This window comes from Micromonospora sp. NPDC049366 (genome assembly GCF_044466625.1).
Taxonomy (GTDB): Bacteria; Actinomycetota; Actinomycetes; order Mycobacteriales; family Micromonosporaceae; genus Micromonospora.
Genome location: NZ_JBITMV010000023.1, coordinates 39,026 through 63,155, shown reverse-complemented (window position 1 = coordinate 63,155; position 24,130 = coordinate 39,026). Strand labels below are relative to the sequence as shown.

At 75.1% G+C, this 24,130-nt stretch carries 31 protein-coding genes; 9 read left to right on the top strand and 22 right to left on the bottom strand.

Annotation, left to right across the window (positions count from 1 at the left end; translation table 11 throughout):
* Positions 1-193 precede the first annotated feature (193 nt).
* Positions 194-1,459, bottom strand: coding sequence for a tyrosine-type recombinase/integrase (locus tag ACIBTV_RS27715; protein WP_396709531.1), 1,266 nt, complete (start codon positions 1,457-1,459; stop codon positions 194-196).
* Positions 1,450-1,626: a hypothetical protein gene (locus ACIBTV_RS27710; RefSeq protein WP_396709529.1), complete on the bottom strand. Its 177-nt coding sequence runs from the start codon at positions 1,624-1,626 to the stop codon at positions 1,450-1,452. Before ACIBTV_RS27710 ends, ACIBTV_RS27715 begins: the two co-directional genes overlap by 10 nt.
* A 515-nt stretch (positions 1,627-2,141) precedes the next feature.
* Here ACIBTV_RS27710 and ACIBTV_RS27705 point away from each other — a divergent pair.
* Together ACIBTV_RS27705 and ACIBTV_RS27700 are read left to right on the top strand one after the other, a co-directional pair.
* A complete protein-coding gene (locus ACIBTV_RS27705; RefSeq protein ID WP_396709528.1) occupies positions 2,142-2,777 on the top strand; it encodes a hypothetical protein in 636 nt (211 codons plus the stop codon).
* On the top strand, positions 2,774-3,106 hold the full coding sequence (locus tag ACIBTV_RS27700) for a hypothetical protein (RefSeq protein WP_396709526.1): 333 nt from the start codon (positions 2,774-2,776) through the stop codon (positions 3,104-3,106). Before ACIBTV_RS27705 ends, ACIBTV_RS27700 begins: the two co-directional genes overlap by 4 nt.
* 81 nt (positions 3,107-3,187) lie before the next feature.
* On the opposite strand, the gene ACIBTV_RS27695 is transcribed toward ACIBTV_RS27700, so the two are convergent.
* From ACIBTV_RS27695 to ACIBTV_RS27675, 5 genes are all read right to left on the bottom strand, one after another.
* On the bottom strand, positions 3,188-3,646 hold the full coding sequence (locus ACIBTV_RS27695; protein ID WP_396709525.1) for a hypothetical protein: 459 nt from the start codon (positions 3,644-3,646) through the stop codon (positions 3,188-3,190).
* Positions 3,646-4,047, bottom strand: a complete 402-nt coding sequence (locus tag ACIBTV_RS27690) for a hypothetical protein (protein ID WP_396709523.1) — start codon at positions 4,045-4,047, stop codon at positions 3,646-3,648. Before ACIBTV_RS27690 ends, ACIBTV_RS27695 begins: the two co-directional genes overlap by 1 nt.
* Before the next feature lie 502 nt (positions 4,048-4,549).
* Entirely contained in the window at positions 4,550-4,894 is a 345-nt protein-coding gene (locus ACIBTV_RS27685) for a hypothetical protein (protein WP_396709521.1), read from the bottom strand.
* Positions 4,891-5,346, bottom strand: coding sequence for a hypothetical protein (locus ACIBTV_RS27680; protein WP_396709519.1), 456 nt, complete (start codon positions 5,344-5,346; stop codon positions 4,891-4,893). Before ACIBTV_RS27680 ends, ACIBTV_RS27685 begins: the two co-directional genes overlap by 4 nt.
* Before the next feature lie 2 nt (positions 5,347-5,348).
* Entirely contained in the window at positions 5,349-5,537 is a 189-nt protein-coding gene (locus ACIBTV_RS27675; protein WP_396709518.1) for a hypothetical protein, read from the bottom strand.
* 152 nt (positions 5,538-5,689) lie between these two features.
* Between ACIBTV_RS27675 and ACIBTV_RS27670 the strand changes: the two genes are divergently transcribed.
* Both ACIBTV_RS27670 and ACIBTV_RS27665 read left to right on the top strand, forming a co-directional pair.
* The gene (locus tag ACIBTV_RS27670) at positions 5,690-5,929 is read left to right on the top strand and encodes a hypothetical protein (RefSeq protein ID WP_396709516.1); all 240 of its coding nucleotides are present in this window, start codon (positions 5,690-5,692) and stop codon (positions 5,927-5,929) included.
* Between the two features lie 88 nt (positions 5,930-6,017).
* Positions 6,018-6,764, top strand: a complete 747-nt coding sequence (locus tag ACIBTV_RS27665; protein WP_396709514.1) for a hypothetical protein — start codon at positions 6,018-6,020, stop codon at positions 6,762-6,764.
* Between the two features lie 97 nt (positions 6,765-6,861).
* Here ACIBTV_RS27665 and ACIBTV_RS27660 read toward each other — a convergent pair whose 3' ends face one another.
* Together ACIBTV_RS27660 and ACIBTV_RS27655 are read right to left on the bottom strand one after the other, a co-directional pair.
* Entirely contained in the window at positions 6,862-7,341 is a 480-nt protein-coding gene (locus ACIBTV_RS27660) for a hypothetical protein (RefSeq protein ID WP_396709513.1), read from the bottom strand.
* 31 nt (positions 7,342-7,372) lie between these two features.
* Positions 7,373-7,561 (bottom strand): hypothetical protein, encoded by a 189-nt coding sequence (locus ACIBTV_RS27655; protein ID WP_396709511.1) that lies wholly within the window; start codon positions 7,559-7,561, stop codon positions 7,373-7,375.
* 140 nt (positions 7,562-7,701) lie between these two features.
* Between ACIBTV_RS27655 and ACIBTV_RS27650 the strand changes: the two genes are divergently transcribed.
* Entirely contained in the window at positions 7,702-8,028 is a 327-nt protein-coding gene (locus tag ACIBTV_RS27650; RefSeq protein ID WP_396709510.1) for a hypothetical protein, read from the top strand.
* A gap of 51 nt (positions 8,029-8,079) precedes the next feature.
* Here the strand turns inward: ACIBTV_RS27650 and ACIBTV_RS27645 are convergent, their stop codons facing one another.
* From ACIBTV_RS27645 to ACIBTV_RS27600, 10 genes are all read right to left on the bottom strand, one after another.
* The gene (locus ACIBTV_RS27645) at positions 8,080-8,424 is read right to left on the bottom strand and encodes a hypothetical protein (protein WP_396709509.1); all 345 of its coding nucleotides are present in this window, start codon (positions 8,422-8,424) and stop codon (positions 8,080-8,082) included.
* Positions 8,421-9,131 carry an RNA polymerase sigma factor gene (locus ACIBTV_RS27640; protein ID WP_396709507.1) on the bottom strand — a complete coding sequence of 237 codons (711 nt, stop codon included), beginning with the start codon at positions 9,129-9,131 and terminating at the stop codon, positions 8,421-8,423. The genes ACIBTV_RS27645 and ACIBTV_RS27640 overlap by 4 nt, the downstream gene beginning before the upstream one ends.
* 291 nt (positions 9,132-9,422) lie before the next feature.
* Positions 9,423-9,713 carry a hypothetical protein gene (locus ACIBTV_RS27635; protein ID WP_396709505.1) on the bottom strand — a complete coding sequence of 97 codons (291 nt, stop codon included), beginning with the start codon at positions 9,711-9,713 and terminating at the stop codon, positions 9,423-9,425.
* Positions 9,710-9,841, bottom strand: a complete 132-nt coding sequence (locus ACIBTV_RS27630) for a hypothetical protein (RefSeq protein ID WP_396709504.1) — start codon at positions 9,839-9,841, stop codon at positions 9,710-9,712. The genes ACIBTV_RS27635 and ACIBTV_RS27630 overlap by 4 nt, the downstream gene beginning before the upstream one ends.
* A 308-nt stretch (positions 9,842-10,149) precedes the next feature.
* Positions 10,150-11,385: a helix-turn-helix transcriptional regulator gene (locus tag ACIBTV_RS27625; protein WP_396709502.1), complete on the bottom strand. Its 1,236-nt coding sequence runs from the start codon at positions 11,383-11,385 to the stop codon at positions 10,150-10,152.
* A gap of 101 nt (positions 11,386-11,486) precedes the next feature.
* On the bottom strand, positions 11,487-12,290 hold the full coding sequence (locus tag ACIBTV_RS27620) for a hypothetical protein (RefSeq protein WP_396709500.1): 804 nt from the start codon (positions 12,288-12,290) through the stop codon (positions 11,487-11,489).
* A 47-nt stretch (positions 12,291-12,337) separates the two neighbouring features.
* Entirely contained in the window at positions 12,338-12,586 is a 249-nt protein-coding gene (locus ACIBTV_RS27615; protein ID WP_396709499.1) for a hypothetical protein, read from the bottom strand.
* 12 nt (positions 12,587-12,598) lie between these two features.
* Positions 12,599-15,190: a hypothetical protein gene (locus ACIBTV_RS27610; RefSeq protein WP_396709497.1), complete on the bottom strand. Its 2,592-nt coding sequence runs from the start codon at positions 15,188-15,190 to the stop codon at positions 12,599-12,601.
* 37 nt (positions 15,191-15,227) lie between these two features.
* Complete coding sequence (locus tag ACIBTV_RS27605; RefSeq protein ID WP_396709495.1) at positions 15,228-17,339, bottom strand: hypothetical protein; 2,112 nt, start codon at positions 17,337-17,339, stop codon at positions 15,228-15,230.
* A 49-nt stretch (positions 17,340-17,388) separates the two neighbouring features.
* Positions 17,389-18,948: a hypothetical protein gene (locus ACIBTV_RS27600; RefSeq protein ID WP_396709493.1), complete on the bottom strand. Its 1,560-nt coding sequence runs from the start codon at positions 18,946-18,948 to the stop codon at positions 17,389-17,391.
* A gap of 256 nt (positions 18,949-19,204) precedes the next feature.
* Between ACIBTV_RS27600 and ACIBTV_RS27595 the strand changes: the two genes are divergently transcribed.
* The 4 genes from ACIBTV_RS27595 to ACIBTV_RS27580 all read left to right on the top strand — a co-directional run bounded on the left by ACIBTV_RS27595 (position 19,205) and on the right by ACIBTV_RS27580 (position 22,965).
* Positions 19,205-19,420 (top strand): helix-turn-helix domain-containing protein, encoded by a 216-nt coding sequence (locus ACIBTV_RS27595; RefSeq protein ID WP_396709492.1) that lies wholly within the window; start codon positions 19,205-19,207, stop codon positions 19,418-19,420.
* 340 nt (positions 19,421-19,760) lie between these two features.
* Positions 19,761-19,976 carry a hypothetical protein gene (locus ACIBTV_RS27590; protein ID WP_396709490.1) on the top strand — a complete coding sequence of 72 codons (216 nt, stop codon included), beginning with the start codon at positions 19,761-19,763 and terminating at the stop codon, positions 19,974-19,976.
* Between the two features lie 423 nt (positions 19,977-20,399).
* Positions 20,400-22,232, top strand: a complete 1,833-nt coding sequence (locus ACIBTV_RS27585; protein WP_396709488.1) for a hypothetical protein — start codon at positions 20,400-20,402, stop codon at positions 22,230-22,232.
* Between the two features lie 130 nt (positions 22,233-22,362).
* Entirely contained in the window at positions 22,363-22,965 is a 603-nt protein-coding gene (locus ACIBTV_RS27580; protein ID WP_396709487.1) for a hypothetical protein, read from the top strand.
* A gap of 62 nt (positions 22,966-23,027) precedes the next feature.
* On the opposite strand, the gene ACIBTV_RS27575 is transcribed toward ACIBTV_RS27580, so the two are convergent.
* From ACIBTV_RS27575 to ACIBTV_RS27565, 3 genes are all read right to left on the bottom strand, one after another.
* On the bottom strand, positions 23,028-23,426 hold the full coding sequence (locus ACIBTV_RS27575) for a hypothetical protein (RefSeq protein WP_396709485.1): 399 nt from the start codon (positions 23,424-23,426) through the stop codon (positions 23,028-23,030).
* Positions 23,423-23,740, bottom strand: coding sequence for a hypothetical protein (locus ACIBTV_RS27570; RefSeq protein WP_396709484.1), 318 nt, complete (start codon positions 23,738-23,740; stop codon positions 23,423-23,425). Before ACIBTV_RS27570 ends, ACIBTV_RS27575 begins: the two co-directional genes overlap by 4 nt.
* Before the next feature lie 96 nt (positions 23,741-23,836).
* Complete coding sequence (locus ACIBTV_RS27565; protein ID WP_396709482.1) at positions 23,837-24,127, bottom strand: hypothetical protein; 291 nt, start codon at positions 24,125-24,127, stop codon at positions 23,837-23,839.
* Positions 24,128-24,130 lie beyond the last annotated feature (3 nt).

Sequence of the window (24,130 nt, the reverse complement as noted above, 5' to 3'; positions counted from 1 at the left end):
CGGGGTGGGTGCCGGCGTGTCGGGCCGGCGGTGAGGCTCACTCGTCTCGGGTCGTGGGGTTACTCTGTGCGGGCAGCGCTCAACGGGTCACGCCCCATTCGGAGGGGGCAACCCGGGTACGACCTTTCAGCCTTGGCCGCCGTGGCGGCCCGTTGGCGTTGCCTGTCCTGTGTGGGAGGTGCGCCGGTTGTTGTCACGATCCGCCGCCTCCCCGCGTCATGCGGCGCCGACGGCGTACGGCCGCCCGGCGGATCTGGACACCCGGGTTGTGCTCGCCCCACTGGAGACCGGACCGCACGTAGCGGAAGATCACCGGCGAGTTGGGGGAGTGGCCGGTGAACGGCCGGATCCGCTCCACCGGCACGCCGGCGTCGGTCCCGTTGGTGATGTACGCGGCCCGCTGGCTGTGCGTGGTGACGTTGCGGGGGTTGCCCTTCTCGTCGACATCGACGCCGGCCTTGCGGGCTGCCCGGCGGTGCATCTTGTCGTACGCCGCGGTGGTCATCCGCTTCCCGGCGACGATCACCCCGGCGTGCCGGCCGTCGCCGCGCTTGCCGCCGACCTTGCACTCCAGGAACAGCGGCCCGGGTCCGACGCCGCGGGCGCGCTTGAGGTCTTGCCACTCGGACACCAGCACCAGCGGGTCCACGTCGGGCGCCCACGCCGGTTCGCCGGTCTCCTCGTCGGGCTCGTCGGCCTCGACCGGCACCCGGCGCGGCTTGCCGCCCTTCCCGACGCGGATGGTGACCAGCAGCCGGGTGGGGGACACCCACTCGAGGTCGCTGTCGTCCAGGGCCATCAGCTCGGCGGCGCGGCACCCGGTGGCCATGTGCAGCGCGAGGGCGGCGGCGTCGCGGACGCCGGCGACCTGCCCCATGTCCCGGGTGCGGACCATCGCGGCCTGCTCGTCGGGGGTGAGCGCGTACGCCTCGCCCGGCATGATGCCCATGCTCCGCAGCTTCTTGCTGTACGCCTTGAGCTGGGCTTGGACGCCGGGGTGGCCCCACGGCGACGGGTGGCCCTGCCACTTGAGCACGGTGCACACGACACCGAGGGCGGTCTCGACCGTCGCGTACGCGTAGGGGCGGCCGCCGCGGCCGGCGAGGGTCACGCCGTCGGCTTTGGTCCAGGTCAGGTGCGCCCAGATGTACGTCCGGATCGTGCCGACGGTGGGCGGGTCGTGCTTGCGGCCGGTGGCGCCGCACCAGCGGACGAACCGGCCCCAGCCCCAGTCGAGCGTGCGCCAGGTGGTGTCGGGGATCGCCTCGCGGAGCGCCTCGTCCACGTCCAGGGGGACACGCTCGTCGGGGTCGGAGAGGTCGGCGTACACGGGCAGCAGCCCGCGCGGGCCCTTCACGTCCAGCCGCGGGTGCGTCTCCTGACGGGGCACCACGGCGCCGGCCGCCGGCGCGCCGGCGTCGACAACCTCGCCCTCGAGCGCCGGCCCAGTCACAGCCACGGCCTGGGCACGCCGGCGCGCTGCACGCCGTCCTCGATCGCGTGCAGCGCCGTGATGGCGTCCTCGTCGCTCAGGTCGGGGTACTCCGCCGCGGTCGCTCGTAGCGCCTCGGCGACCCGTACGGCGGCAGCCGCGACCCGCTCGGATGTGCTGTACCGAGCGGCCATCGCGGCGACCAGTTCCCCGCGGTCGACGTGCGTTCCCTTTTCGGGGTGCCCAGCGATAGATGAGGTCGTGGCGCTGTCGTGCGCCGCCCCCACCGCCTCGGTGCTGCTCTCCCGCTCTTGACCTTGCCCTAGAGACCTGCCCATATATGACACCTTAACTAGACAGGTCTGGCCGAGGGAGCCCCGGCGCGCCCGGCCGTGCGGATGCTGCGACTTATCGCAGGTCAGGGTCGGTTTCGCCGACATGGGAGAGCCGAGCCGGTGGGCGATCTTGGGCAGGGTTCGGCGGGGCGTCGGACATATGCTGTCGGCGTGTACCCGTTCGCGGATTGCTGCCCGAACCTGCCCGGCGCTGGTGATGAGTACGGCCCGTGCAGCGACGGGTGGTGCTGCGCGCACAAGACCTGCCACGGGTGCGCCGACCTGGAGTGCGACGGCGACCACGATGCACCGACCGCGGCGGCGGCCCCTCCGCCGCAGTAGAACGGTCGCCGGTGGCGCGTACCGTGCCCGGCGTGAACGACTGGATCGAACAGCTCGTGCGGGAACTCAAGGGCTCCCTGCCTGGGATGGTGCTGCTCTCCCTGGACCTGACCGACGACGGCGCGCTGGCGATCGGGGTGCTGCGGGTGCCGTTCGATTCTCGGGGCGGCTGGCACGGGCCGCGGATGTTGCTGGCCATCCTCGCGGCCGCCGACGCTCGCGGCCTGGACGTGGTGTGCACCCCGACCGATGCGTACGGGGCGGACAAGGGGGCGTTGGTGCGGGCGCTCGGCCGGGCCGGGTTCGTGCTGTCTCCCGGCGACCCGTCGGGTCACTCCATGCGGCGGTCGGGGCGGCGTACGGTGGCCGGCATGAGTGAAGCGGGAGACGCGGCGCCGGCGGTCGCGGGGTGGGACTGCTTGGCGTACGGGTCGGAGTTGCCGCCGGAGGTCGGGGCGCTGTGTTTCGTCGCCGACGTGGGCGCGCGGGTGTGCCGGTCGCAGGATGAGTGCCGCGAGCAGCTCGGCGGCGAGCAGCGGCGGGTGTTCCGGCGGATCAACGAGCTGGCCGCCGCGGGCGGTGACCCGGTCATGGCGTACCTGGCCGAGGCGTTCCCGACTCCGGACCGGTTGCTCGCCGGCGACGATGAGGCGCGGCCGCCGGCGTGAGCGGGCTCGGTGTGGAGCTGCCGCCGTGGGTGGCGTGGCTGGAGCTGGACCGGCAGCGGAGAGCGGCGCGGGAGAGTTTCCTCGAGCGCGCCGGCCGGTGGGTGGCCGGGCGGGGTGGTCGGGTGCGGCTGCCGGAGGACCGGGCGGCGCTCATCGCGCTCGGGGTGCCGTGTGAGCACTGCGGTGCGGTGGTGACTGAGGACGGGCAGGGCGGGCACCTGATCGAGTTGGGGTTCGCCGGCGGGCAGCGGTTCGGTGCGTCGATCGTGGCGCGGTGTGGGCAGGGCGCGGGGTTGCCGTTGGCGGTGGTGTCGTCTCCCCCGCGGTGAGGTTGGACCCCGGGCCGGATCCGCGCGTGCGGCGTAGCGATCGCAGGAGCACCCAGTTGATCACCCGGCCCGGGGCGCTGGTCACCTTACCGTCATGGTCCTCGCGGTGATGTCGGTGCGCTTGCCCTGCCCGGGGCGGGCTGCGAGCCAGGTTCGCACCGTCAGTTCGGTCCAGTATGGGTGCCCGGTGTCGTCTCGCCCGTCGGGCTGTGGCGCCTGCTCTCTGGTGACGTACGCGGACCAGGTGTCCGGCGCGACGCTGGCGAGGTTCGCGGCCTGGCGGCGGTTCAGCCGGACGTGCGCCCAGTACACCTGCTCGGCCGCGTGGAGTTTCTGGGCGGCGCGGTCGGCGGCGGCGGTGGCCGTGTCGAGGCGGCGGCGGGCGGCGGTGCAGCGGTCCGGGTCGGCGTCGTCGTTCTCGGCGGCCTCTAGGTCGAGGCGGGCGTCCTCCAGGTCGAGCACGGCGTCGGAGTGGGCGCCCTGCGCGGCGCTGTGGTCGGCCCAGGCGATTTGCAGTGGCGTCCATCCGTCCCGGGTCATCACACGCACTCCTGGCACTGGCCGCCGCGCATGGGCAGGCCGCAGTAGCGGCAGGCGTTCGGGTTGGTGGGCGGCGGGGACCACGGGGCGGGCGTGTGGTCGGCGATCGCGGCAATCGCGGCGGCCGCGGTGCTGTGGCCCCGGCTGCGCCAAGGCGCGGTGCCGGGGCGGCTGCTGGCGACGCTCCAGCCGGGCACGTCGCCGGGGAGTACCTGCTTGGCGGTCCACTGGAGCAGGTACCCCGCGGGCAGCTCGGCGAGGGCCTCGGCCATCTCGGCGGCCTGGTCGCGGTGCTCGGGGCGGAAGTGCGGGTGGCAGCCGCGGGCGATGCGGCCGTCGGGGTCGACGATGTCCAGCTCGATGAGCTTGCCGTTGTGGCGGCGTTCCCGTACGGCGTACATGGGGTCCCTCTCGGTGGGTGTCGTGCCAACACCCCAACCTTACAAGGGTTTCCCTGTAAGGTCGAGCCCGAGGGCCCCCTGCTCACGCATTCAAGGGCGGACGTACGGCGGCCCCGGCTGATCCGGAAGTACCCTCCGGGGCCGGGGCCGCATCTACGCAGAGCCGCGCTCACCCTTCGACGGCGCACGCACGGGCCTCGCCGCCTGCCGATCGGACGCCTCAGCCGCACCGAGCTTCGGCCGCTTACCGGTCGGCGCTGGCCCGGAGGGGTCTCTCCGGCAGAGCGCCGATCAGAGGCGGTCCACGCCGGGGGGTCTGGGCTGAGAGTCGCCCCCGGTTCGGATGTGTCGCGCTACCCGATCTGCCGGCGACGATACCGCAGCGGCGGGCCGGCGTCCCGTGGTGACGCTCCGGGGTAGACAGCGAGGGCCCCGCCGTGGTGGCGGGGCCCTCGTCGTGTTGACGCGGTCTGGCGTGCAGGCCGCGGTCGATGGTACGCGGTCAGTCGCGGTCCCAGGTGTGCTGGGCGAGGATCAGGCCGACGGCGCGTTCCCGGTCGGCGCCGGACCAGGCGATCAGGTTCAGGGTGCCGCCGTCGCGCTCGGTGCTGGCGAGGGCGTGGAAGACGCGCAGCGCCGCCTCGACGCCGTCGGTACCGGGCAGGGCGGTGGAGAATTCGCCGGCCTCGCCGATCGCGTGGCCGGGGGACAGTAGTTGCCGGTGCGCGACGTAGCTGACGTTGATCTCGTACTCGACGACGCGGGTGGCGCCGGGAAACTGCGGCTGGGTGATGCGCGGTGGGTCGGCGCGGGCCACGGTCAGGGGCGGGGGCGCGGTCTCGGTCATGGGGCCGATCCTGCCACCGGGCTCGGGCCGTGCTGGCCGGTGACGCGCGGCCGGACGGGTAGGGCGTGCTGGCGGGCGCGGTGGGGGTCCTCGGCGGCCGGTGGGACGACGGCGGTGGGGACCTGCTGGCAGACGCGGCGGCCGCCGCCGTTGGGGCCGGAGCGGCCACACACCCACATGTGGCCGTCGCGCTCTCCTGGCTCCTCGGGCCAGTAGAAGAACGCGACGGCCACGCCGGTCAGCTCGGCGAGGAGCCGCACCTGCTCGCGGGTGGGGACGGCTTCGCCCAGCTCCCACGCGTCTACGTCGCCGGCGGGGTTGCCTTCGTACGTGCCGACCCGCTCGTCGACCTCGGGGCCGTGCAGGCCGGCGGCGTCGAGGGCGAGGGTGATGCGGGCCGGCACGATCGGGGCGCCGACGGGTACGCCGTCGTCGTCGAGCTGCTCGGCCATGGCTACTGGTCGAGCTTGAGGTTGTCCAGGTGCTCGGCGCGCACGTCGGCGCCGTCCATGCGGGACAGTCGGCGCAGCCAGTCGGCGCGGCGGGTCGCGGCGCGCATGGTGAGGTGGCGGCTGGCGATGCCGAGGGGGTGGCCGGGCTGGCGGATGGTCACGGCGTAGCGGCGGATCCTCAGGCGTCTCATGATCGCAGGGTACGCCGGGCCCTCGCCGGTTGTCGCGCGATTGTCGCCTAATGGCACTGCCGGTTGTTGTCCGCTACTTTCCCGGCGCGTACGCTGACCAGGCCGGGACGGTGTTGGACGACCGCCCCGGTCGAGACGGAGAAGGGGCAGCGATGGACCTCGGGACGAAAGGTTGGGCGCTGCTGCTGGTCGGTGGCGTCGCCGGCGCTTTCGTGGCGCTGGTGTCCGGTGCGGTGCGTGACGCGGTCCTCGACGCGGTCGACGATGTCGCGGACTGGTGGTGGGACCTGGTCGACACGGTTCGGCTGGTCCTGGTCGCGCTGGGCCTGCTGGTGCTGGTTGGGCTGGCCTTGTGGGCGGTCGTCGCGCTGCTGCTGCCCCGTCTCGCCTGAGAGGTGAGCCCCGGCGCCGCGGTGGCGGCCCCGGGCAGACGATGAGGAGAACGACGTGCGACGACTCCCCCGAATCAGTTCGGAGCGGATGACGGCTGTGGTCCAGGGCGCCGCCGTGGTGGCGGTGGCCGGCTGGTCCGGCTGGTGGGCGTACCAGGCGCAGACCGGGGCGGAGGGTGTTCCCCCGCTGCTGGCCGCCGGCGGCGCCGGGATCGCGGCGGCGCTGGCGGTGCTGACCGCGCTGGTGTTCGCCCGGGCCGCTGGTGCGCAGGACGCGCGGCAGGTGATCGCCGACCAGGACGCCGAGCGGGCGCGGGAGCGGCGGGTGGGGCGGCACCGGGCCGCGCTGGCCGGTCAGCCGGTCGCGGCCGCTGTCGGCGAGTGGGCGGCGGTGAACAGCGGCGCCGGCGGCGTGCCGGCGCGGCGGGTGTTGGAGAACGCGGCCGCGCACCGGTTCGCGTTGCCGGCCGGGTTGCGGGGCGCGAAGGCGTCCGCGGCGCGGATGCTGGCCGAGCAGGGCGGCGACGTGGTCGCTGTCGCGGACCGGCCGGCGTCGGTGGAGCCGGCTGTCGGGCCGGAGGACGCGCGGTGGCTGCCGGCGGTGCGGCGTCTGGCCGCGGCGATGGCGGTCGCGTGGCAGCCGGGCGATGGCAGCCCCACGGGCCGCGGGGTGATCGATCTGGCGGACCGGATGGAGCCGCTGGTGCCCGAGCTGGACGACGAGACGGTCGTCGACTTCGTCGGTGACTTCGTGGTGATGCGGGCCGGGCACCGGCCCACGTCCGGTCGGGACTGGCACGGCGCGCTGGACCAGCACGGCGACGTGGCCGGCTGACTGGTCCACCCGCACGAAAGCGGCCCGCCCCTGGTCAGGGGGCGGGCCGCTTTCGTGGTGGGCTAGAACAGGGCGGGGCGCCGGAGTTTGGTCCGGGTCAGTCGGTGAGGGCGCGGACGGCGGCGACCGCGGCGAGGTAGGTGGTGGCGGCCTCGGCGGCGGTGGCCTTCGCGGCGGCGATCGTGGAGGCGGGGAAGGCGTGGCCGGCGTTGCTGGTCAGGGCGATCCAGGCGTTCCGGAGCTGGGCGGCGGTGTGCTCGGCGGTGGCCGGGTTGGCGGCGCCGGCGATGATCGAGCGGGCACAGTCGGTGGCGCTGGTGCCGCCGGCGGCGGTGGTCCAGTCGCGGTTGGTGTGCTGGTGGCCGCACTCGGCGAGGATCGCGCGGCCGCGGCGCACGACGCCGGCGTAGGCGCGGTCGCCGACCTGGCGGGAGCCGGGGCGCGGCGCGGCGAGCCGGGCGGCGCGGCGGGCCGCCCGGGTGGCCTCCCAGGCGGCGCGCTCGGCGTTCTCGCGGGCCTCGTTGGCGGCCTGAGCGGCGAGGACCTCGGGGTCGGTCCAGAAGTCGGCGTCGAACACGTCCGGGGTCCTTTCCGGTCGGCGGGGCCGGTCAGATGAGGGTGGCGCCGTGCAGGGCCGGGTCGAGGGTGACCGGCGCGGCCGGCTTGCGGGACTTGGGGGCGCGCACGGCGCGGAAGTCGGGGCGGAACAGGGAGAGCTGCACGTCGGCGGGCGGGGCCGGGGTCGCCGGGGTGGTGGTGACCGGGGTGGCGGTGCCGAAGAGGTCGAGCTGCTCCATGGTGGGCTCCTGCGTCTCGGGGGGCGGCTGTCCGGGCCGCCCAACACCCGACACGTTACACGCCGAAAAAGAATGACGCAACGTCCGGGGGTGTCATTCGAGCGGGGCCCCGGTTGGCGCTGGTCCGCTAGGGTGCCGGCGTGCGGACCCTGACGCTCAAGGCCGGCGGCCTCGGCCATGCCTGGCACGCCGCCCACATCACCCTGTCGGTCCTCACCTGCGGGTGGTGGCTGCCCGTCTACGGCGTGCACGCCCTCGTGTCGGTGGCCACCCGCCCGACCGTCCAGGTCGACGTGCCCGACGGTCACCGGGTGGAGTACCGCGGCGGGTGGCCCAACGTGCTCGCCCCGGACGAAGAGCTGGAGCCCCGGCCGGCCCGGGAGCGGCTACTCGTCGCCGGCGGGTACGCGGCGCCGGCGTTGATCCTCGCCGCGGTCGTGGCCGGGGTGCTGCTGCGCAACGGGTGACGGCGCCCGGCCCTCCGGTGTGGAGGGCGGGCGCCGTCGTCGGTGGCGGGGTTAGGAGTAGAGGCCGGCCGGGGCGCGCAGCTCGGACAGCTTGATCTCGACGGTGCGTAGCTGGACGGCGCACCACAGCCGCCGCCGGCGCGGACCGGTGCGCAGCTCGTAGCGCAGCCACGTGCGGGCGGCGGTGAGGTGCCCGACCGCGGTCATTCGGTCCCGGTCGTCGGTGAGGTCCAGGCGGCCTACGCGGGCGAGCGCGTACCGGCAGGTGCGCCGGTCGGCGACACCGACGGGGCGGCGCGGGTCGCGGCGCGGTTCGCGCCATCGGTCCCATCCGATAACGGCGCCGACCACAAGCCCCTGCAGGGCGAGCACCGCGATCACGGCCGGCCAGTTCATCCCTGCCCCTCCCCCATCGTGTTCAGTACGGCCGGCGCGCTCGCCGGGTCCAGGACGGTCCCGGCGAGCCGGTCACGCAGGTTGGCGATCGCCCGGAGCTGCAGCATCTTGACCGCGGCGGTGGGCTTGCCCATCTCGGCGGCCGTATCGGAGACCGATAGGCCGAGCCCGAACCGGTAGCGGATGACCTGGTCCTGCTCGGCGGGTAGGACCTGCCGGACGTGGTCCCAAAACGCGCGGGCCTCGTCACGGTCGACGCACACGCTCTCCGCGGGCCGGTCGGTGAGCCGGCCACCGCCGATGGTGGAGGTCGGCCGGTACTCGACCAGGTCGGCGCCGTCCCCACCGGGGACCGTCTTGCGGTTCTCGCTCTTGCGGTGGTAGTCGATCGTCCGGCGCGCGGCGATCGTGATCAGCCAGGCGACGGGGCTGGTGGCGGTGCGCCGGACACCATGGAGGGTGCGCAGCGCGGCGACGTACACGTCGGCGGTGATTTCCTCGGCGGCCCCTCGGTCGCCGAGGACCCGGCGCATCACGAACCGGAACACGGTGTCGAACGTCTGGTCGTACAGGTCACCGAACGCGGCGATTTTGCCGTCGCGGGCCTGGTCGACCAGGTCCCACAGGTCGGGGCGGGCGTCGGGGTCGGCGCCGGCGCAGACGGCGGAGCGGGGGCGGGTGAAGCGAGCGCGGCGGAGCGAGGGCACGGTGCACCTCCAGAGGGAAACGGTCAGGTAGAGCGCTGCGTTCCCCATCCTGCCCTCTCCGGCGCGATCATGGGTGCCCGGCGACCGGTTTATCCGGGGTCGGCCGTATGGGCAGGACGGCGTGGCGGCTTGCGCATGTCCTCGCCGGCGCGGTGGCCGTCCATGTGCTCGCGTAGCGCGGCCTGGTAGGCGGCCTGGCCGGCGTCGTCGGCGGGCCCACCGGACCAGCGGTGCGACCAATCGGAGTGGTGGAACCGTTCGTCGCCGGGCCGGATATGACCCACCGGGCGCTCACCGGGTCCAGGCGATGAACCGCTCGAACAGCTCACCGGGCGGGGTCTCGGTCATCTCCATCAGCGCGGCGGTCAGCAGCGAGCCGAGGTACATGGACAGGTTGACCCGGTCGCCGCGGTACGCCTCGGCGAGGCGGGTGCGGGCGGGCGGGCAGGGCCACGGCACGGCGCCGTTGCAGCCGCGGCAGTTCCACGACGGCTGGTGCGGCAGGTGCGGGTCGCCGTCGAGACGTTCCTCGAGGGCCGCCACCGCGCGGCGGGCAGCGCCCGGTCGGGCGGTGGCGCTCACTGGTCGCGCCTCGGGCCGTACGCGCCGGCGTGGTGGCCGTACACGGTGGCCGGTCCGAACAGCGTCGGCTCGGGGATGGTTGGGCGTCGCCGGCGCGTGGGCAGCCGGCGTAGGAGCGAGCGGAGCATCGCGGCACCTCCCGGGTCACCCGGTAGGGGCGGCGGCCGGGTTCACCCCTCGCGCCCGACCGCCGTCCCTTTCCGGTGGACCGCGGGGCCGTGTCGCACGGGGGAACGGCGCGGGCCTGCGGTCCGGTCAGAGGGGGTGCGACCGCGCGGGATGGTGATGGGTCGCGCGGCCGCACCCGCTAGAGCGTGGGAAGCGCGTCGGGCTCGCGGTCCCACGTTCTGAGGATCGCGCAGGTGGGAGGGCTATCCCAGCGGCGTGACGCACCACTTTGGCCAGTCGCCGGCGTAGGTGGTGCGTAGTGCACCACCTACGGGGCGTAGCCGACCAGGGAGGTCAGTTCGGCCAGCTCGGCGGACAGGGCGCGGCGGCGGGTGTCGACCAGCTCGGCGACGATCGTGCGGGCGTACGGCTGCTGCCGCAGCCATGACGGGGCGGTGTCACGCAGGTCGAGCAGCACCCCGGTCGCGTCGGCGTACTGCCCGGTCTGGACGTACGACCAGGCGACGTCGAGCCGGTGCCGCTGCCGGGACGACGGGGTGACCTGCGGGGATCGGGTGACCCGCTCGGCGAGGGCGAGGGCCCGGGCCGGTTGCCCGGCGATGACGGCGGACTCGACGCGCATCAGGTGCACGCCCTCGGCGCTGAAATCGTTGCCGGCGACGTCGGCGTACGGGTTGGGGCGGTCGCCGAGGACCTGGGCGCCGCCGGCGGCGAGGTCCAGCAGCTCGGTGGCCTCATCGCGGCGGGCGTCGCGGACCGCCGCGGCGGCGGCCTTCATCAGCAGGAATCCCCACGCGGCGAGGTCGGCGGGGGTTGCCTTGGACATCTTCGGCTCGACCTGGTCGGCGGTGCGGACGGCGAGGGCCCGGGCGTCGTCGAACCGGCCGACGCGCATGAGCAGCCAGCACATCGCGGCGACGGACTCGGCGCCGGCGAGCTGGTCGCTGCTGTGCCGGGCGTGGCGCAGCGCCCCGTCGAGGGCGACGTGCGCCAGGTCGACCTGGCGGAGCTGGATCAGTAGCCGGCCGGCGAGCTGGTGCGCGCGGGAGGCGAGGGTGTGCGCGGTGGCCTGGTCGTCGCCGCTGGTCGTGTCGACCAGGGCGCGGGCCTGCCCGAGTAGCCGGGGCAGGCCGGCGAGGGCGGCGGCGTAGTCGTTGCCGTGGTAGACGCGGTTGGCGTCGCGGACGGCGGTGGTGACGCCGGCGACGGTCGGCGGTAGGCCGGCCGGGTCGGCGTCGAGCGGTTGGCCGTCGAGCCCGTACACGGGGGTGAGGGCGCGGCGTACCCCGACCAGGCCGATCGGCATGGCGTCGGGTTCCCGCTGGTCGACCGCCGGCGCGGCGTTGCCCATGAGGGCGGTGGTGTCGACGGAGAGGGCGGCGGCGAGCGCGGAGAGCGTGGCCAGGCGGGCGCTGGTGCGCTTGTGCTGCTCAAGCTGCTGGATGGTGGACAGGCTGACACCCGAGCGCTCGGCGAGGGCTTCCTGACTCATGCCGGCCTGCCGGCGTATGCGGGCGAGGTGATCGCCAATTCTCGGCTCCATGATCGTCTCCCAGGTAGAGGACTGGGCGGCGGCGCCGCCGGCCTCTACCCCGGCGGGCGCCACCACCTCGCACGGTACCCCTGCCGGGCGACGTGCGCCGGTCAGCGCCGCCGGCGGGACCGTCGCCGGCGGCGGGTGCGGCGGCGCTGCAGCGTCAGGTTGACGCGGCCGCGGACGGCTTGGCGGGCGAGCTGGGCGAGCAGGATCAGCACCGCGGCGCCGGCGACGCCGTCGGCGGCCGCGGCGGCGCCTTCCCGCCACCCGTCGTCGGTGTCGGACAGTAGCCAGGTCAGCAGGGACGCGACCAGCAGCCATACCAGGGCGAGGTGCCCGGCGCGGCGGCGCCACTCGGCGGCGTGGCGGGGCAGGATACGGCGGCGCCGGTTGACCGCGTGCGCGTTGCCCTCGTTGTGCTCGCGGTTGTGGATGGGCGCCTCGGCGCGGATCATCCGCTGCTCGCCGGTGCGGGCGCCTTCGATCACGCGGCCGCGGACGGGCCGGCCGGCGGGGTGCGGGCGGTACACCTGGACGGTGTCGCCGCGGAACTGCCGCACCATCGGGTGCGGGTCGATCAGCTCACCCGGGCGGGCGGGGCGTAGGCCGTCGTCCTGGCGGGGGTCGACGACCAGGACCAGGCGGCCGGTGTCGTCGAGGACGGCGTCGTAGAGGGTGGGCCAGCGGATGTCGTCGTCGCGTTCGGCGTACGACACGTCCCGCGCCCAGCTCTTGTCGTCGCTGTGCTCGGCCCAGCGGACGAACCCGGCGCGGCTGGTGATCCCCAGGTAGAGCAGCCGGCAGTCTCGGCCCCACGCCCAGTCGACCAGGCGGGCCCACCAGCCGGCCTGCCGGGGCAGGCAGCCCCACAGCCGGTACGGGGCGTACCCGTCGACCGGTATCTCCGGCATCGGCCGGCCCACCGTGCGGGGGCGGGCCGGGCGGACCGCCTCGGCGGTCACGACCGGCCGCCGGCGGCCTGGAGGTACACCTTGACCGACGTGCCGGCGTACTGGTCGGGCTGGGCGAGCCGGCCCGTGCGGTGCGCGTACCAGTGCTCCGGCACCCGGGTCACCCGGTAGCGGACCGGCCCGTGGATGGCGTGTTCGAGCACCACGTCGGACCCGCCGGCGGGTAGCGCCTTTTCCCGGGGGGCGCTGCCGATGGTGGCGCCGGTCGCGGCGTCGATGAACTCGATGTCGTACACCGAGGGGCCTTTCTACTGGGCCGGGCGGGTGGGCGAGTGGTCGCGGTGGTAGTAGCGGCCGCCTTTGCCGTTGGGCTGGACGATCACGCCGTCGGCGAGGGCCTTGCGCAGCGCCGGGTAGATGTCGGTGCGGGCGGCCCAGTAGAGCCCCAGCTCCCGCATCCGCTCGCCGATCGGGGTCGGGGTGGCGCCGCGGTCTCCCGCGTCCTTGATGACCTTGATCATGAGGTCGTAGCGGGTCAGCTCCTCGGCGGTGTCGTCGGCGAGCTGCGGCTCCTGCCCGTCGGGGAGGCTGGCCAGGTAGTCGACGAACCCCTTGACCATCTCGTCGATGTCGGTCGCGGCGATCGGGGTGTCGCCGGGGCCCTGGCCGTGCTCGCCCTCGGTGCGGCGGTCACGGCGGCGGGTGTAGTAGCGGCTCCCGCCGCTGTCGCCGTCGCCGGCGCGGCTGGTGGTGTCCTCGGTGGTCGGGTCGGGGACGGCGCGCAGGTGGCCGCGCTGCGTGGGCAGCGGCGCGGTCTCGGGCCGCGCGGTGGCGGTCGGGCGGGTGGCGGTGGCCACTCCCCCACCGCCCGGCCGTGGGGTTGCGGCGCCGCCGGCGGTGTCGCCGCCGCCGAGGTGCTCGCCGTCGCTCGGCTCGTCGTCGGTCCAGGCGTCGGGCAGGCCGTCGGTGTAGAGGTGCTCGGCGCGGGCCATGGACCAGCGCTCGGCGGCGGCGCCGTCGGAGCCCACCCCGTACCCGAACAGCCCTTCGCCGATGATCTCCTTGGTGCGCTTGTCGCGGGGGGCGGTGAGGTGCCGCAGGGCGTCGTCGATGGCCTGCTGCTCGACCAGGGGCAGGTCGGCGGGGTACATGGCGTGGGCGATCGCGGCGCGCTCGATGCGTGCGGTCATGTCGTCGCCGTCGCCGTAGTAGTACGTCTTCCCGGCGAGGTGGTTGGGGTCTTCGCCGTTCTCGACCAGGCACGCGCCGCGGGTGCGCTTGTGCTTGAGGCGGCGCAGCTTGCGGGCGTTGACGCTGTCGTTCTGGAAGACAGACGAGGCGTCGCCGGCGTTGGTGACGCCGAGACCGATCCGCATCTCGCACTGGCTCTTGAGGTCACCACCGCCCACCATCGACACGGTCGCGCGCTGGGAGAACAGGACGAAGTCGACGCACTCGGAGCGGCCGAGCTGGACGCCGAGGGTGAGCTTCGCGGACATCTGGTTGGCGGTCGGGTTGGTCCAGTCGTTCGACATGGTCGGGCCGGAGTGCTTGCCGACCAGGGCGGCGATCTCGTCGCACAGCACCAGCACCGCCGGGTGCGCCTCGGACGGTTCCATCTTCGACCCGCCGGCGGACGCGTTCCCGCGGTGGGCGATGAGGGCGTTGGCCGCGTGGAGCATCAGCGCGGCTTCCATGCGGGTGGTGGCGACCCAGTCGAAGACGGGCCGGGCGGCCTTACCGGACAGCCAGGGGGCGAGCCACGGCTTGACGGCGCGGCCGCCCTTGAGGTCGATCGCCCACAGCACCACGTCGATGCAGCGGGACAGGGCGTGGACGATGACGTGGAACAGGTTCGTCTTCCCCCGACCGCGCACGCCGATGATCAGCGCCGAGATTTCCCGCAGCCGCAGGGTCATCGGCTTGCCGTCCATGTAGGTGCCGATCCGGAAGGCCTCGTTGATCGTGGTCGGCTCGTGGCCCTCGGGCATGGGGAGGAGCTGGGAGAGGATGTCGGCGACGTCCACGTGGATCCAGCACCGGTCGGCCAGCTCCCGGCCGGTGGCCGGGTCGATCGCCACGTCGACCTCGAGGCAGTCCTTGAGCATCCCCAGCGACCGCTCGAGCGCTTCGAGTTTCCCGTCGACCTGCTGCAAGCCGTGCCGGCCGGAGTCGGGGAACCGCACCAGGATCGCGTACCCGGCCGGGGTGTCGACCTTCTTGCGGGCGGCGCAGCCCTTGAGGCCGACCTTCTCGAACGCGGCGGTCCAGCGGCGCAGGTCGGGGTCCAGGTCCTCGACGACCGACGGCGCCGGCCGCCGCGGCGGCTCACCGACGGCGGCGGCCGGCGCGACCGGCGGCGGGGCGAACCGGGACACGAACGCGAGTTCGTGGCGGTCCTGCTCGTCGCGCATCCGCCGGTAGCCGAGCATCGCCGCCGCGGTGCCGGCGGCCGCGGTGGCGAGCGCGGGCACGTTGTACGGGGAGGACACGGCGACGCCGGCGAGCCACGCGCCGGCGGCGACGGGCCCGAACGTGCAGAACGCCCGGGCCCAGTCGGTGAACCGCTGGCCGGCGGTGGCGAAGAACCCGGCGGCGCCGGCGGCCAGGCCGACTCCGGCCGCCGCGGTGGCGACCACGAGGCCGGGCTGGACGGGGCCGAGCGCGTCGACCAGTCCGGCGTTGAGAGCGTGGTCGATCAGCGTGCCCGCCAGGTAGGTGCCGCCGGCGGCGTACGCGGGATGCGACCACATGTGGCTCTGCCAGCCGTCGTCGGCCGGGTCGTCGTGCCCGCCGGTGCCCAGCCAGGTGACCGGGAGCTTCTCGCGTCCCTGGGCGCGCAGGTTCGCGTGGGCGACCTCGCGGGCCGCCTGCCGCCTACTCATGCCGGTGGTGGTCATCGGGGTGGTCCTCCCTGGTTGGTGCCGGGCGGGCGGGTCAGACGTTGAAGGCGGCCGCGTTGGCGACCTCACCGTTGGCGCGGCGCAGGTCGTGCTCGTTGTCCGGGTTGGTGCTCCACGCCTCGTACACCTCCTCGGCGTCGCCGGCCATGGCGCGCAGGCCGCGGGCGAAGTCGCCGAGGGTCTCGCCGACGACCGGGGCGACCGGGGTGTCGCCGCCGCCGAAGTATTCGGCCCGGTTGTCCAGCACGTCGGCGACCTGCTGGAGGAACCCGCCGATGCTGCCGATGAACTGGTCGGTCTCCCCGACGCCGTCGCCGCCATCGGGGATCTCCCACGAGGCGACGTGGTCGTTGAGGGCGTCCACGACGCTCTCGAAGGCGGGGTGCAGGGCGGCCTCGGGGCCGGCGCCGTTTCCACTCATGATCTTCTGTCCTCTCGGGGGCGTGATGGTCTGGCGGGGCCGCGGACCCGACGGGGCCGGGGCCGCGGCTGGTTGGAACGGTCGGGTGAGGTACGCCGGCGGCTTCACGGACGCGCGCCGGCGGCGGGGCTTGTGTTCGGTGGCCTCCGCCCACGCCTCCGCCTCCACCGCCATCGCGGCCCGGTCGTCTTCGACGTGGGCGGGCGGCGGGGGCGGCGAGTAGGCGGCGGCCAGGACCTCCGCCTCGGTGACGGCGGCGGACTCGGCGGGGGTCGGCGGGGTTGGCGGCTGCCGGTTGAAGTGGGCGAACCGCTTGCCGAGGGTGCGGGACATGACCGCGCCGAGTGCGGCGAGCATGGACGCGGCCGACATTTTGCCGGTGATCCGCTGCCACAGGTTCGGGCGGGCGGGGGCCGGGTTGACGCGGTCCAGGTAGCCCATGACGGCGGCGCGTTCGGCGGCCCAGCCGAGCCACTGGACGCGGCGCAGGCTGCGCCACGCGCGGCGAGCTGGGCGGCGCACGTACCGCTTGACGGTGCGGCGCCGCCACCGGGCGCGCTTGTCGCGCCGCACCTCGGCGGCGTGTTCGCGGGTGGTGCGGCGCTGCTCGCGTCGGGCGTCGGCGCGGTCCCAGCGGGCCTGCCGGCGGGCGTCGGCGCGGTCCCAGCGGGCCCGCTTGCGGCGCTCACGCCAGTCGGCGCGGGCGTTGCGGCGCTGGTCGACGCGGCCGATGCGGGTGTTGCGGCGACGGTCGCTGCGAGCCCAGCGGCGGGCGCGGCGGGCGTCGCGGACGGCGGCGCGGCGGCCGACGGCGGCCTGGGCGCGGTGGACGCGGGCGGCGTGGATCGCGGCGCGCTTGGCCTGCCGGGCGGTGCGGGGGGTGACGCTGCGGTGGCCGGCCCGGTTGGTGCGGCCGACCGGGCCCACTCCCCCACCGGCGGCGCGCCGGCGGCGGAACAGCCCGGCGCCGGGGGTCTTGCCGCCGCGGCGTCCGGTCAGGCCGCCGGAGCGGGCGCCCGTGGTGGCGGCGCGGCGGCCGCCGGGGGTGGCGGCGCCGGCGCGGCCTCGGCCGCCGAGCAGCCCGCCGGCGCGGCCGGTCTTGCTGGCGCCTCCGGCGCGACCGCGGCCGCCGAGCAGTCCACCCGAGCGGGTGCCGCCGGCGGCGCGGCCGCCGCCGGTGGTGGCGCGGCGGCGGGTGCTGGACCCGGCGGCGCCGAGTCGGCGGGCGGCGCCGTTGGCGGTGCGGCGGGTGTGCCGCTGGGCGCGGCGGGCCGCGCGGGCGGTCTGCCGGGCGGGGTCGCGGTTGGCGCGGGCGACGCCGACGCCGGCCGCGGTGGTGCCGGCGAGGACGGCGGCGCCGGCGAGGACGACGGGCCAGCCGACGACGGACGCGGCGGCGGACATGATGATGAGACCGGTCATGGCGTAGCCGGTGCGGCGCCGGCGGCGGCGGGCCCGGCGGGTGTTGTCGACGACCGCCGCGGCGGCGGAGTCGACCTCCGCCTTGGTGGGCTTGCGGCGGCCGCCGCCGCGTTCGGTCTCCCGGGCGGTCTCGCTGTCTCGGTCTGTCTCCGGACCGGTCTCGAGGCCGGTCTCCCGGTCGGTCTCATCGGTCTCGGGGTTGAGGTCGGGGTACGGGGTGTCGCCGTACGGGGCGGCCGTGTCGTACGCCGGGCGGTCACCGTCGGTCGGGTCGAGCACGTCGGGCATGGGCGGCTGCGTCATCGTGTCTCCCCCTCTCCTGGTCGGTCTCAGCGGTCGGTCTCGGTCGGTCTCAGGCGGTCGCGTCGGCGGTCTCGCGGACGCCGAGGTACGCCTCGGCGATCTCGGGGGAGGTGTGCAGCGAGAGCAGCGTGGTGCGGATGTCGGCGCAGAGCTGCTGGCCGGTGATGCCCGCCGCGGCCTTGATCTTGGCGTAGGTGAGGGCCTCCGGGTGCCGGCCCGGCAGCTTGATCGTGAGGTGCCAGTCGCGGTGGGCGGTCATGACCTTGGCCAGGTACGGCAGCAGCGAGGGGGCGACCTCGGGGACGGGCAGGGCCGGGGCCGGGTCGTCGTCGACCTGGTCGACGCGCCCGCCGGCCGGGCTGGTCTCGGCGGTCTCGCGGTCGGTCTCCATGGTCTCCGGAGCGCGGCGGGCCATCGGCGCCGGCAGGGGCCGCACCACGATCGGCTCGGGCGCCGGCGGGCGGCGCAGGGACGCGGCGCAGCGGATCGGCAGCAGCGTGACGCGGGCGGGCACCACCGGGAGGGCCGGGGCGGGCGCCGGAGCCGGGTCGGTCTCCGCGGTCTCCGGAGCGGTCTCCACGGTCTCCGGAGCGGTCTCCACGGTCTCGGGTGCGGTCTCCACGGTCTCCCGATCGGTCTCACCGGTCTCGGGCGCGGTCTCGGCGGCGAGCTGGGCGACGATCTCGTTGGTCTGGAGGGTCTCCTGCGGGCGGCGGAACCAGCCGAACCAGCGCCAGGTGCGGCCGCGGCGGTGGCGGGCGGTGACGCCGTCGGCGATACGGCCCGGGGTCAGCTCGGCGGCGAGCAGACCGGTCAGCGCCGGGTAGTCGGCGCTGTCGGCGATGCCCTGGGCGACCCGGTCCAGGTCGTACGTGTGGACGGCGATGGTGGCCATGGTCGGGTCGACGCCGGCGGTGATGCGCCGGCGCAGCGCCGTCCCGATCGCGGCCGTGCGGCGCTCCGCGGCGACCTCGGCGACGGCCGCGGCCAGCGACGCGGCGCGGCCGAGCAGCGGGGTGGTCGGCTGGTCGGGGCCGCCGGCCTCGCGGCTGGTGAGGCGCTCGACGAGGCGGGTCTCGGCGTTGGCGACGGCCAGGCGGCGGGCGCGGGCGGTCAGCCACGGGTGCCGGCCCCACTGGTAGGCGCCGTACACGGGCGGGGTCTCGGCCAGCTTTCCGGCGAGGCGCAGGGCGTCGCGGCGCTTGGCGGCGGAGTCGAGCCGGTAGATGACGTAGCCGGCGGCGGAGAACCCGGCGAAGAAGTACCCGACGCTGGTGAGGCCGCCGCCGGGGGCGGCGTGGCCGCGGAGCTGGACGGCGATGGCGCCGGCGGCGAACGCGGCGGACAGCAGTTGCGCGGCGATCGCGCGCTCGCCGCGCTGGCGGCGGGCGTCGGCGAACACGGACAGGGCGACGCCGCCCAGCTCGGCGAGCAGGGTGGCGCCGAACGCCGCGGGCGGGGCCCAGCCGATCCAGCCCGTCACGCCCTGGGTGGAGCCGACCAGGGCGACGGCGAGCACGGCGATGTAGAACGCCTTGAGGGCTCGGCCGGCGAACACGTCCGCGACGGCGCGGCGCGCGGCGGTGGCTGCTGCTGCGGCGGTGGTCATCTGTCTCGGGCCTCCCGGCGGCGGTCTCCCACTGGTGAGACAGGACGGGGACCTGTCTGTCTCCTGTCTCCCCGTCTGTCTCGCGCGCTAGTGTGACACGTCCTGTGTGAGGTTTGCGAGCTTTAGCGCCGAGAAAGATCGCGCGTCGTGATTGGCGGGATGGTGACCGGCTGCGATGATCCGGCGCGAGGTTTGTGAGATATCCGCTGAGGAGACAGGGGCGCGCGTGAGTAGCGAGGGCCAGAGGCGGCCGACGATGTCGATCACCGAGGCGGCCGAGGAGGTCGGGGTGAGCGCCGAGACGGTGCGCCGGTGGGTCGACGACGCCGAGGCGCGCGGGGAGCCGGTGGCCGAGCGGGAGCGCGACGGGCAGGGGCGGGCGATCCCGAGGTCCTGGCGGCGGCCGTACCGGGATGCGGTGGCCGAGTGGAAGCGCCGGCGGCAGCCGGCGCCGCCGAGCGCGGCGGGGTAGCTGGACGGCGCGGGCCGCCATGGTTGGGCCCCGTTCCCCGGGGGTGGGGAGCGGGGCCTTTTCGCGTCCCGGGGCCGGGGGCGGTGGTGACGGTGGGTTGCTGTCGGGGTGTCGGGGTGTCGGTGTCGGTCGGGGTGCTGTCGGGGTCCGGGCGGGGCGCTGGGGCCTGTAAAGGGCTGTTTCGGGGTCGTGGTGTGGGGGTGTCGGGCCGACACCGACACACCGACACGGCACGGAACGTGAACACCCCCCCGGATTGTTGCGCCATTTTTTTTCGTCGTGTAACGTACAGGGTGAGCGGCGGGCCGGACACCCGCCACCGAGGCGAAAGGCCGAGACAATGATCGACGCGAACATCACCGCCCCCGAAGAGCCCGGCGACCCGGCCGCCACCGAGGCCGCCAACCAGGCATGGGCCGCCGGCGAGGAAATGAGCCCGGGGAACGCCGCTTTCGTGGCCGTGTTCGGTCACCTCCCGCGGGTGGACGCGCCGCGCACCGACGACCTGTACGAGCTGCCCGAGGACGGCGACGAGGACCCGACCCTGTTCGACTGACCACAGCCCGGCCGATGCCCGCCACCCGCCCAGGGTGGCGGGCATCGGCGCGTCTGGAGACCGGTGAGACCGACGGAGACCGGAGCGCTAGCCGTCGGTCTCGCCGATCTCCCGGCGGTCTCGCCGACGCCCGGGGTGCCGCGGCGGCGCCCGGGCGGGCGGGCGCCGGAGTCGCCTCGGGGTGCTCGCGGTCGGGGACGGTGAGACCGGGGGAGACCGGCGGCGGAGACCGGTCGGTGGCTGTCTCACGGTCCGGTCTCAGGTTCGGTCTCCGGTGAGACCGGTCGAGGAGACCGCAGAGACCGAACCGGCGACACCGCGCGGAAGTATCACGCCCTTAGCTGTTGCGTGATTTTTCTCCGTCGCGTACTCTCGGTGGTGAGCGGCGGGCCGGACACCCGCCACCGAGACACAGGAGACAAGATGACCCCCGCCGAGCGCCTCGCCTACGACTACGCGGCCAGCGAGCCGCTGACCTTCCCCGAGCAGAGCGCCCCCGATGTCGCCGCGACCGTCGAAATCGAGGGGAAGCAGGTTGCGATCGTGCGGTACGCGACGCTCGACCTGTCGCGGGACTCCCACGAGCCGACGTTCGGCTGGACCGCCACCTTCCACGCGATCCCCGCCGACGCGAAGGTCCACCCCCTGTCGCGGCGGTTCTTCCTCCACGACAGCGAGTACCACAAGGCGGGCGAAGCCACCGGCGGGCAGACCACGGCCACTGTCGTGGGCGAGGCCTATGCCCACTGCTCCACGGTCCAGGCGACGATCAAGGCGGCGAGGGAGCGCATCACCCGGGACCGGCTCTACGCCCAGTACGCCCCGATCGCCGAGAAGAACATCGGCGACCACACCCGGGCCGCCTTCGACGCGCTGGACGCCGACGCCGACATCGAGCCCGGCGACCTGGTCGTGGTCTACTCCCACCAGAAGTTCCGGACCGGCGTCGCCGTGAAGGTCACCAAGACGCGGGTCGAATGCCTCGCCGCCACCCCGACGGGCCGGATCGCCAACGGCGCCACCCGCACCAAGGGCGCCGAGGTTCGACTGCTCCGCAAGACCGGCGAGCCGGACGCCAACGAGCAGGCGCGGCGCGAGACCTACGCGCGGCTCGACGCCGAGCGGGAGGCCGCGGCGCCGGCGGAGCCGCGGACCCCCCGCGGCCGCTGGGCCGCCGGCCTGCCGCCGCAGCTCACCCCGGAGTCCGCCGCCGGCCTCCGCGCGGCCGCCGACGACTTCCGGGCGCTGGGCGCGGCCATCGAGACCCGGGCCCAGGCTGAGCCCACCCCTGCCGATGACGCCGACGGGCCGGTGCCGGCCGGCCCGTCGGCGCCGGCGCCCGAGCTGGACGAGGCCGAGGAGCGGCGCGCGGTCGCCGGGCGGGTGTTCGCGTCGGGCTACATGGACGACGCCGGCGCCGGGTCCACCCTGTACCGGATGGTGGCCGCCCGGGTCGGCGTGCGGCGGCTCCGGATCCACGATGCCGGCGGGGAGCTGCTCGGCACCGTGCTGGAGATGCCGGCCGGGTTGTCGGGGGAGACGGGGTGGCGGGCGGAGACGCCGGCCGGTGTCGCCCTGCGGGCCCCGGGCGGGCTGTTCGGCGGGTTCGCCGAGGCGGTGGCCGCGGTACGGTCCGCGGCGGCCGAGAGTGACGACCAGGCCGCCACGGTGGCGGGCCAGGGAGGGGAGGGCATGGCGGAGGCGGAGGCGCCGGCGGCGGACCGGCCGCCGGTGGAAGCGCTGCTGGCGCTGGTGGCCGCGCGGGGGATCGACCCGGCAACGCTGCGGGCGGTTGCCGACCGGATCGAGCGGGATCGGGCGGGGCACGTCACCGAGATCGAGGTCGACGGCACCGGACACTTCGAGTGGCGGTGCGTCCAGGGCGACGCCGACCAGACCGGGATCGAGGTCGGGGAGGACGCGTACCGGGCGGCGACGGCGCACGGGCCGCTGGTGGCGGACTCGCCGTTCGTGCGGGGCGAGACCATCGAGCACGAGGGCCGGGGCGACAACGAGCGCGGGGTGCCGCTGCGGACCCTCGCGGGGGCGCTGGAGTGGCAGCCGTACGACGGTGGTGAGTGGAAGGTCGCCGGCTGGGCGCGCACCTCCGACATCGACGAGGGCGACATCGCCGGCGCGCAGGCGTGGGCGGCCCGGGTGATCGCGGATTCGTACGGCGAGGGGCGGCCGGAGGTGGCGCGGTGGGAGCACCACCGTGACCGGTACGGCGAGTGGTGGACGCCGGTCGTCCGCTGATCGGTGACGGTGGGGCCCCGTACGCTCGGCGCGTACGGGGCCCCCTGTTGTTGCGCTATTTTTTTTCGTCGTGTAGCGTGTCAGGTGTTGGGCGGCCCGGACAGCCGCCCCCCGAGACGAGGAGACCCCGATGAGCAACGCCGACGCCACCGCCTTCGCCATCGTCGGACGGTACGTCCGCGACTTCGCCGCCCGCGCCACGCAGCTCAACAGCTACAAGATCGGCGGCGAGTGGTGGAAGATGCGGGTGCCGGCCGAGGTCGCGGCCGAGTGGGCCGACCTGGGCTACCTGCCCGAGGAGGCCGCCCCGCTGATCACCTCCGGGATCACCCCGGCGATGGTCCGCGACGCCGAGGGCCCGACCACCGTCACCGCGGTCGCGGTGCTGCGGCAGATGTACGCGAGCAACCTCGCCCGGTTCGGCGGCGCCCGCTTCGAGCTGATCCGCGAGGTGCACAACGCGGCCGCGCTGCTGCTCGGCCTGGTCGGTGACACCAGCGACGAGGCGTTCGACAAGATCGCGCCGGTGGGGGAGCGGGTGGTCGACCTGCTCTACGCGGCCGCCGGGCTGGTCAACACCGGCAGCGACGAGACGCCGGCGCACCTGTCCACCGTCGGGTGGGCGCGCGGAGTCATCGCCGACCTGGTCGACGTGTCCGACATCCAGGTGGTCGGCCCGGTCAGCGACCGCCGGCTCGCCGCCCTGATCGAGACCACCCCGGACGCCGACTGACCCGACACGACAAAAACGGGCCCCGCACGCTGCGAGCGTGCGGGGCCCGTTCGTGTGCGGGGTCAGGCGGGGAAGTAGATCACCGGCACGTCCGGCCCGTACCGGCCGCCCTCACTGGACAGCACCGACGCGTCGCAGACGAACGCGGCGACCGCGGCCTCGGCGAGGTCGGGCCGGCCGGTGAGGCGCCGCCAGTAGGTCAGCTCGGCGAGGTCCTCCGGTAGCGCCGGGAGTACCGCGCACGCGCCGAGGCGTAGCAGCCGGTACAGCAGCGCCAACTCCTTGCCGCTGGTGGTGGCCAGGGCCTCGTACGCGACGGCGACGGGCACACCGAACCGGACGCCGCTCTGGGTTACCTCGTGGATGGGCTCGCCGACGTGGACGGACCCGGCGGTGTACGCGCGCAGCGCTGACAGGTCCAGGACCAGCCGCACCGGCGGGTCGTCGGTGGGGGCGGTCACGCGGCGGGGCGGCGGGCGGCGTCGCCGGTGGGCTGCTCGGCGGCCATGGCGTCGGCGACGCGGCGGCGGATCGCGGCGCGCCGGTCGGCCGGGAACGCGGCCTCGACCGCGGCGCGGCGGGCGCGGTGGTGGGCGTCGGTGGCGGGGGTGGGGGAGAAGCCGGCGGCGGCCAGCTCGGCGGCGGCTTCCTCGGCGCGCATCCGGGCGCGCACGGTCTCGGTGACGTACGCGGACACGTTGGGCTCGCGTTCCAGGCGCTCGGCCACGTCGGAGGGGAACGACAGGGTCCGGCGTCGCGGGGTCTCGTCTGTCATACCGGGAGCGTACGCCTGTCATACCGGCCGGGCCAGGAAACGACGAAACGGGCCCCGCACGCCGTGAGCGTGCGGGGCCCGTCGGGGTGCTGCTGGTTACCGGGCGGCGCGGTCGTCGACCTTCGCCATGGTCTTGCCGGCCGCGATGATCAGGGCCGGCAGGTGCCAGGGGTCGACGCCGCCGGCGAGCGCCCACTGGAGGTAGGCGACGACACCGGCGGACGTGACCCGGTAGGCGTCCGGGCCGCCCTTCGGGTCTGGCTCGGCCCATCCCTTGCGGACCAGCGCGGGCCCGGTCTGCCCGCCGTGCTCCCGCGAGTCGAACCGGGCCATGTTGTCCAGGACGCAGCGCTGCGCGGGGGTCAGCTTCGGCGCGGTGGTGGCCACCGG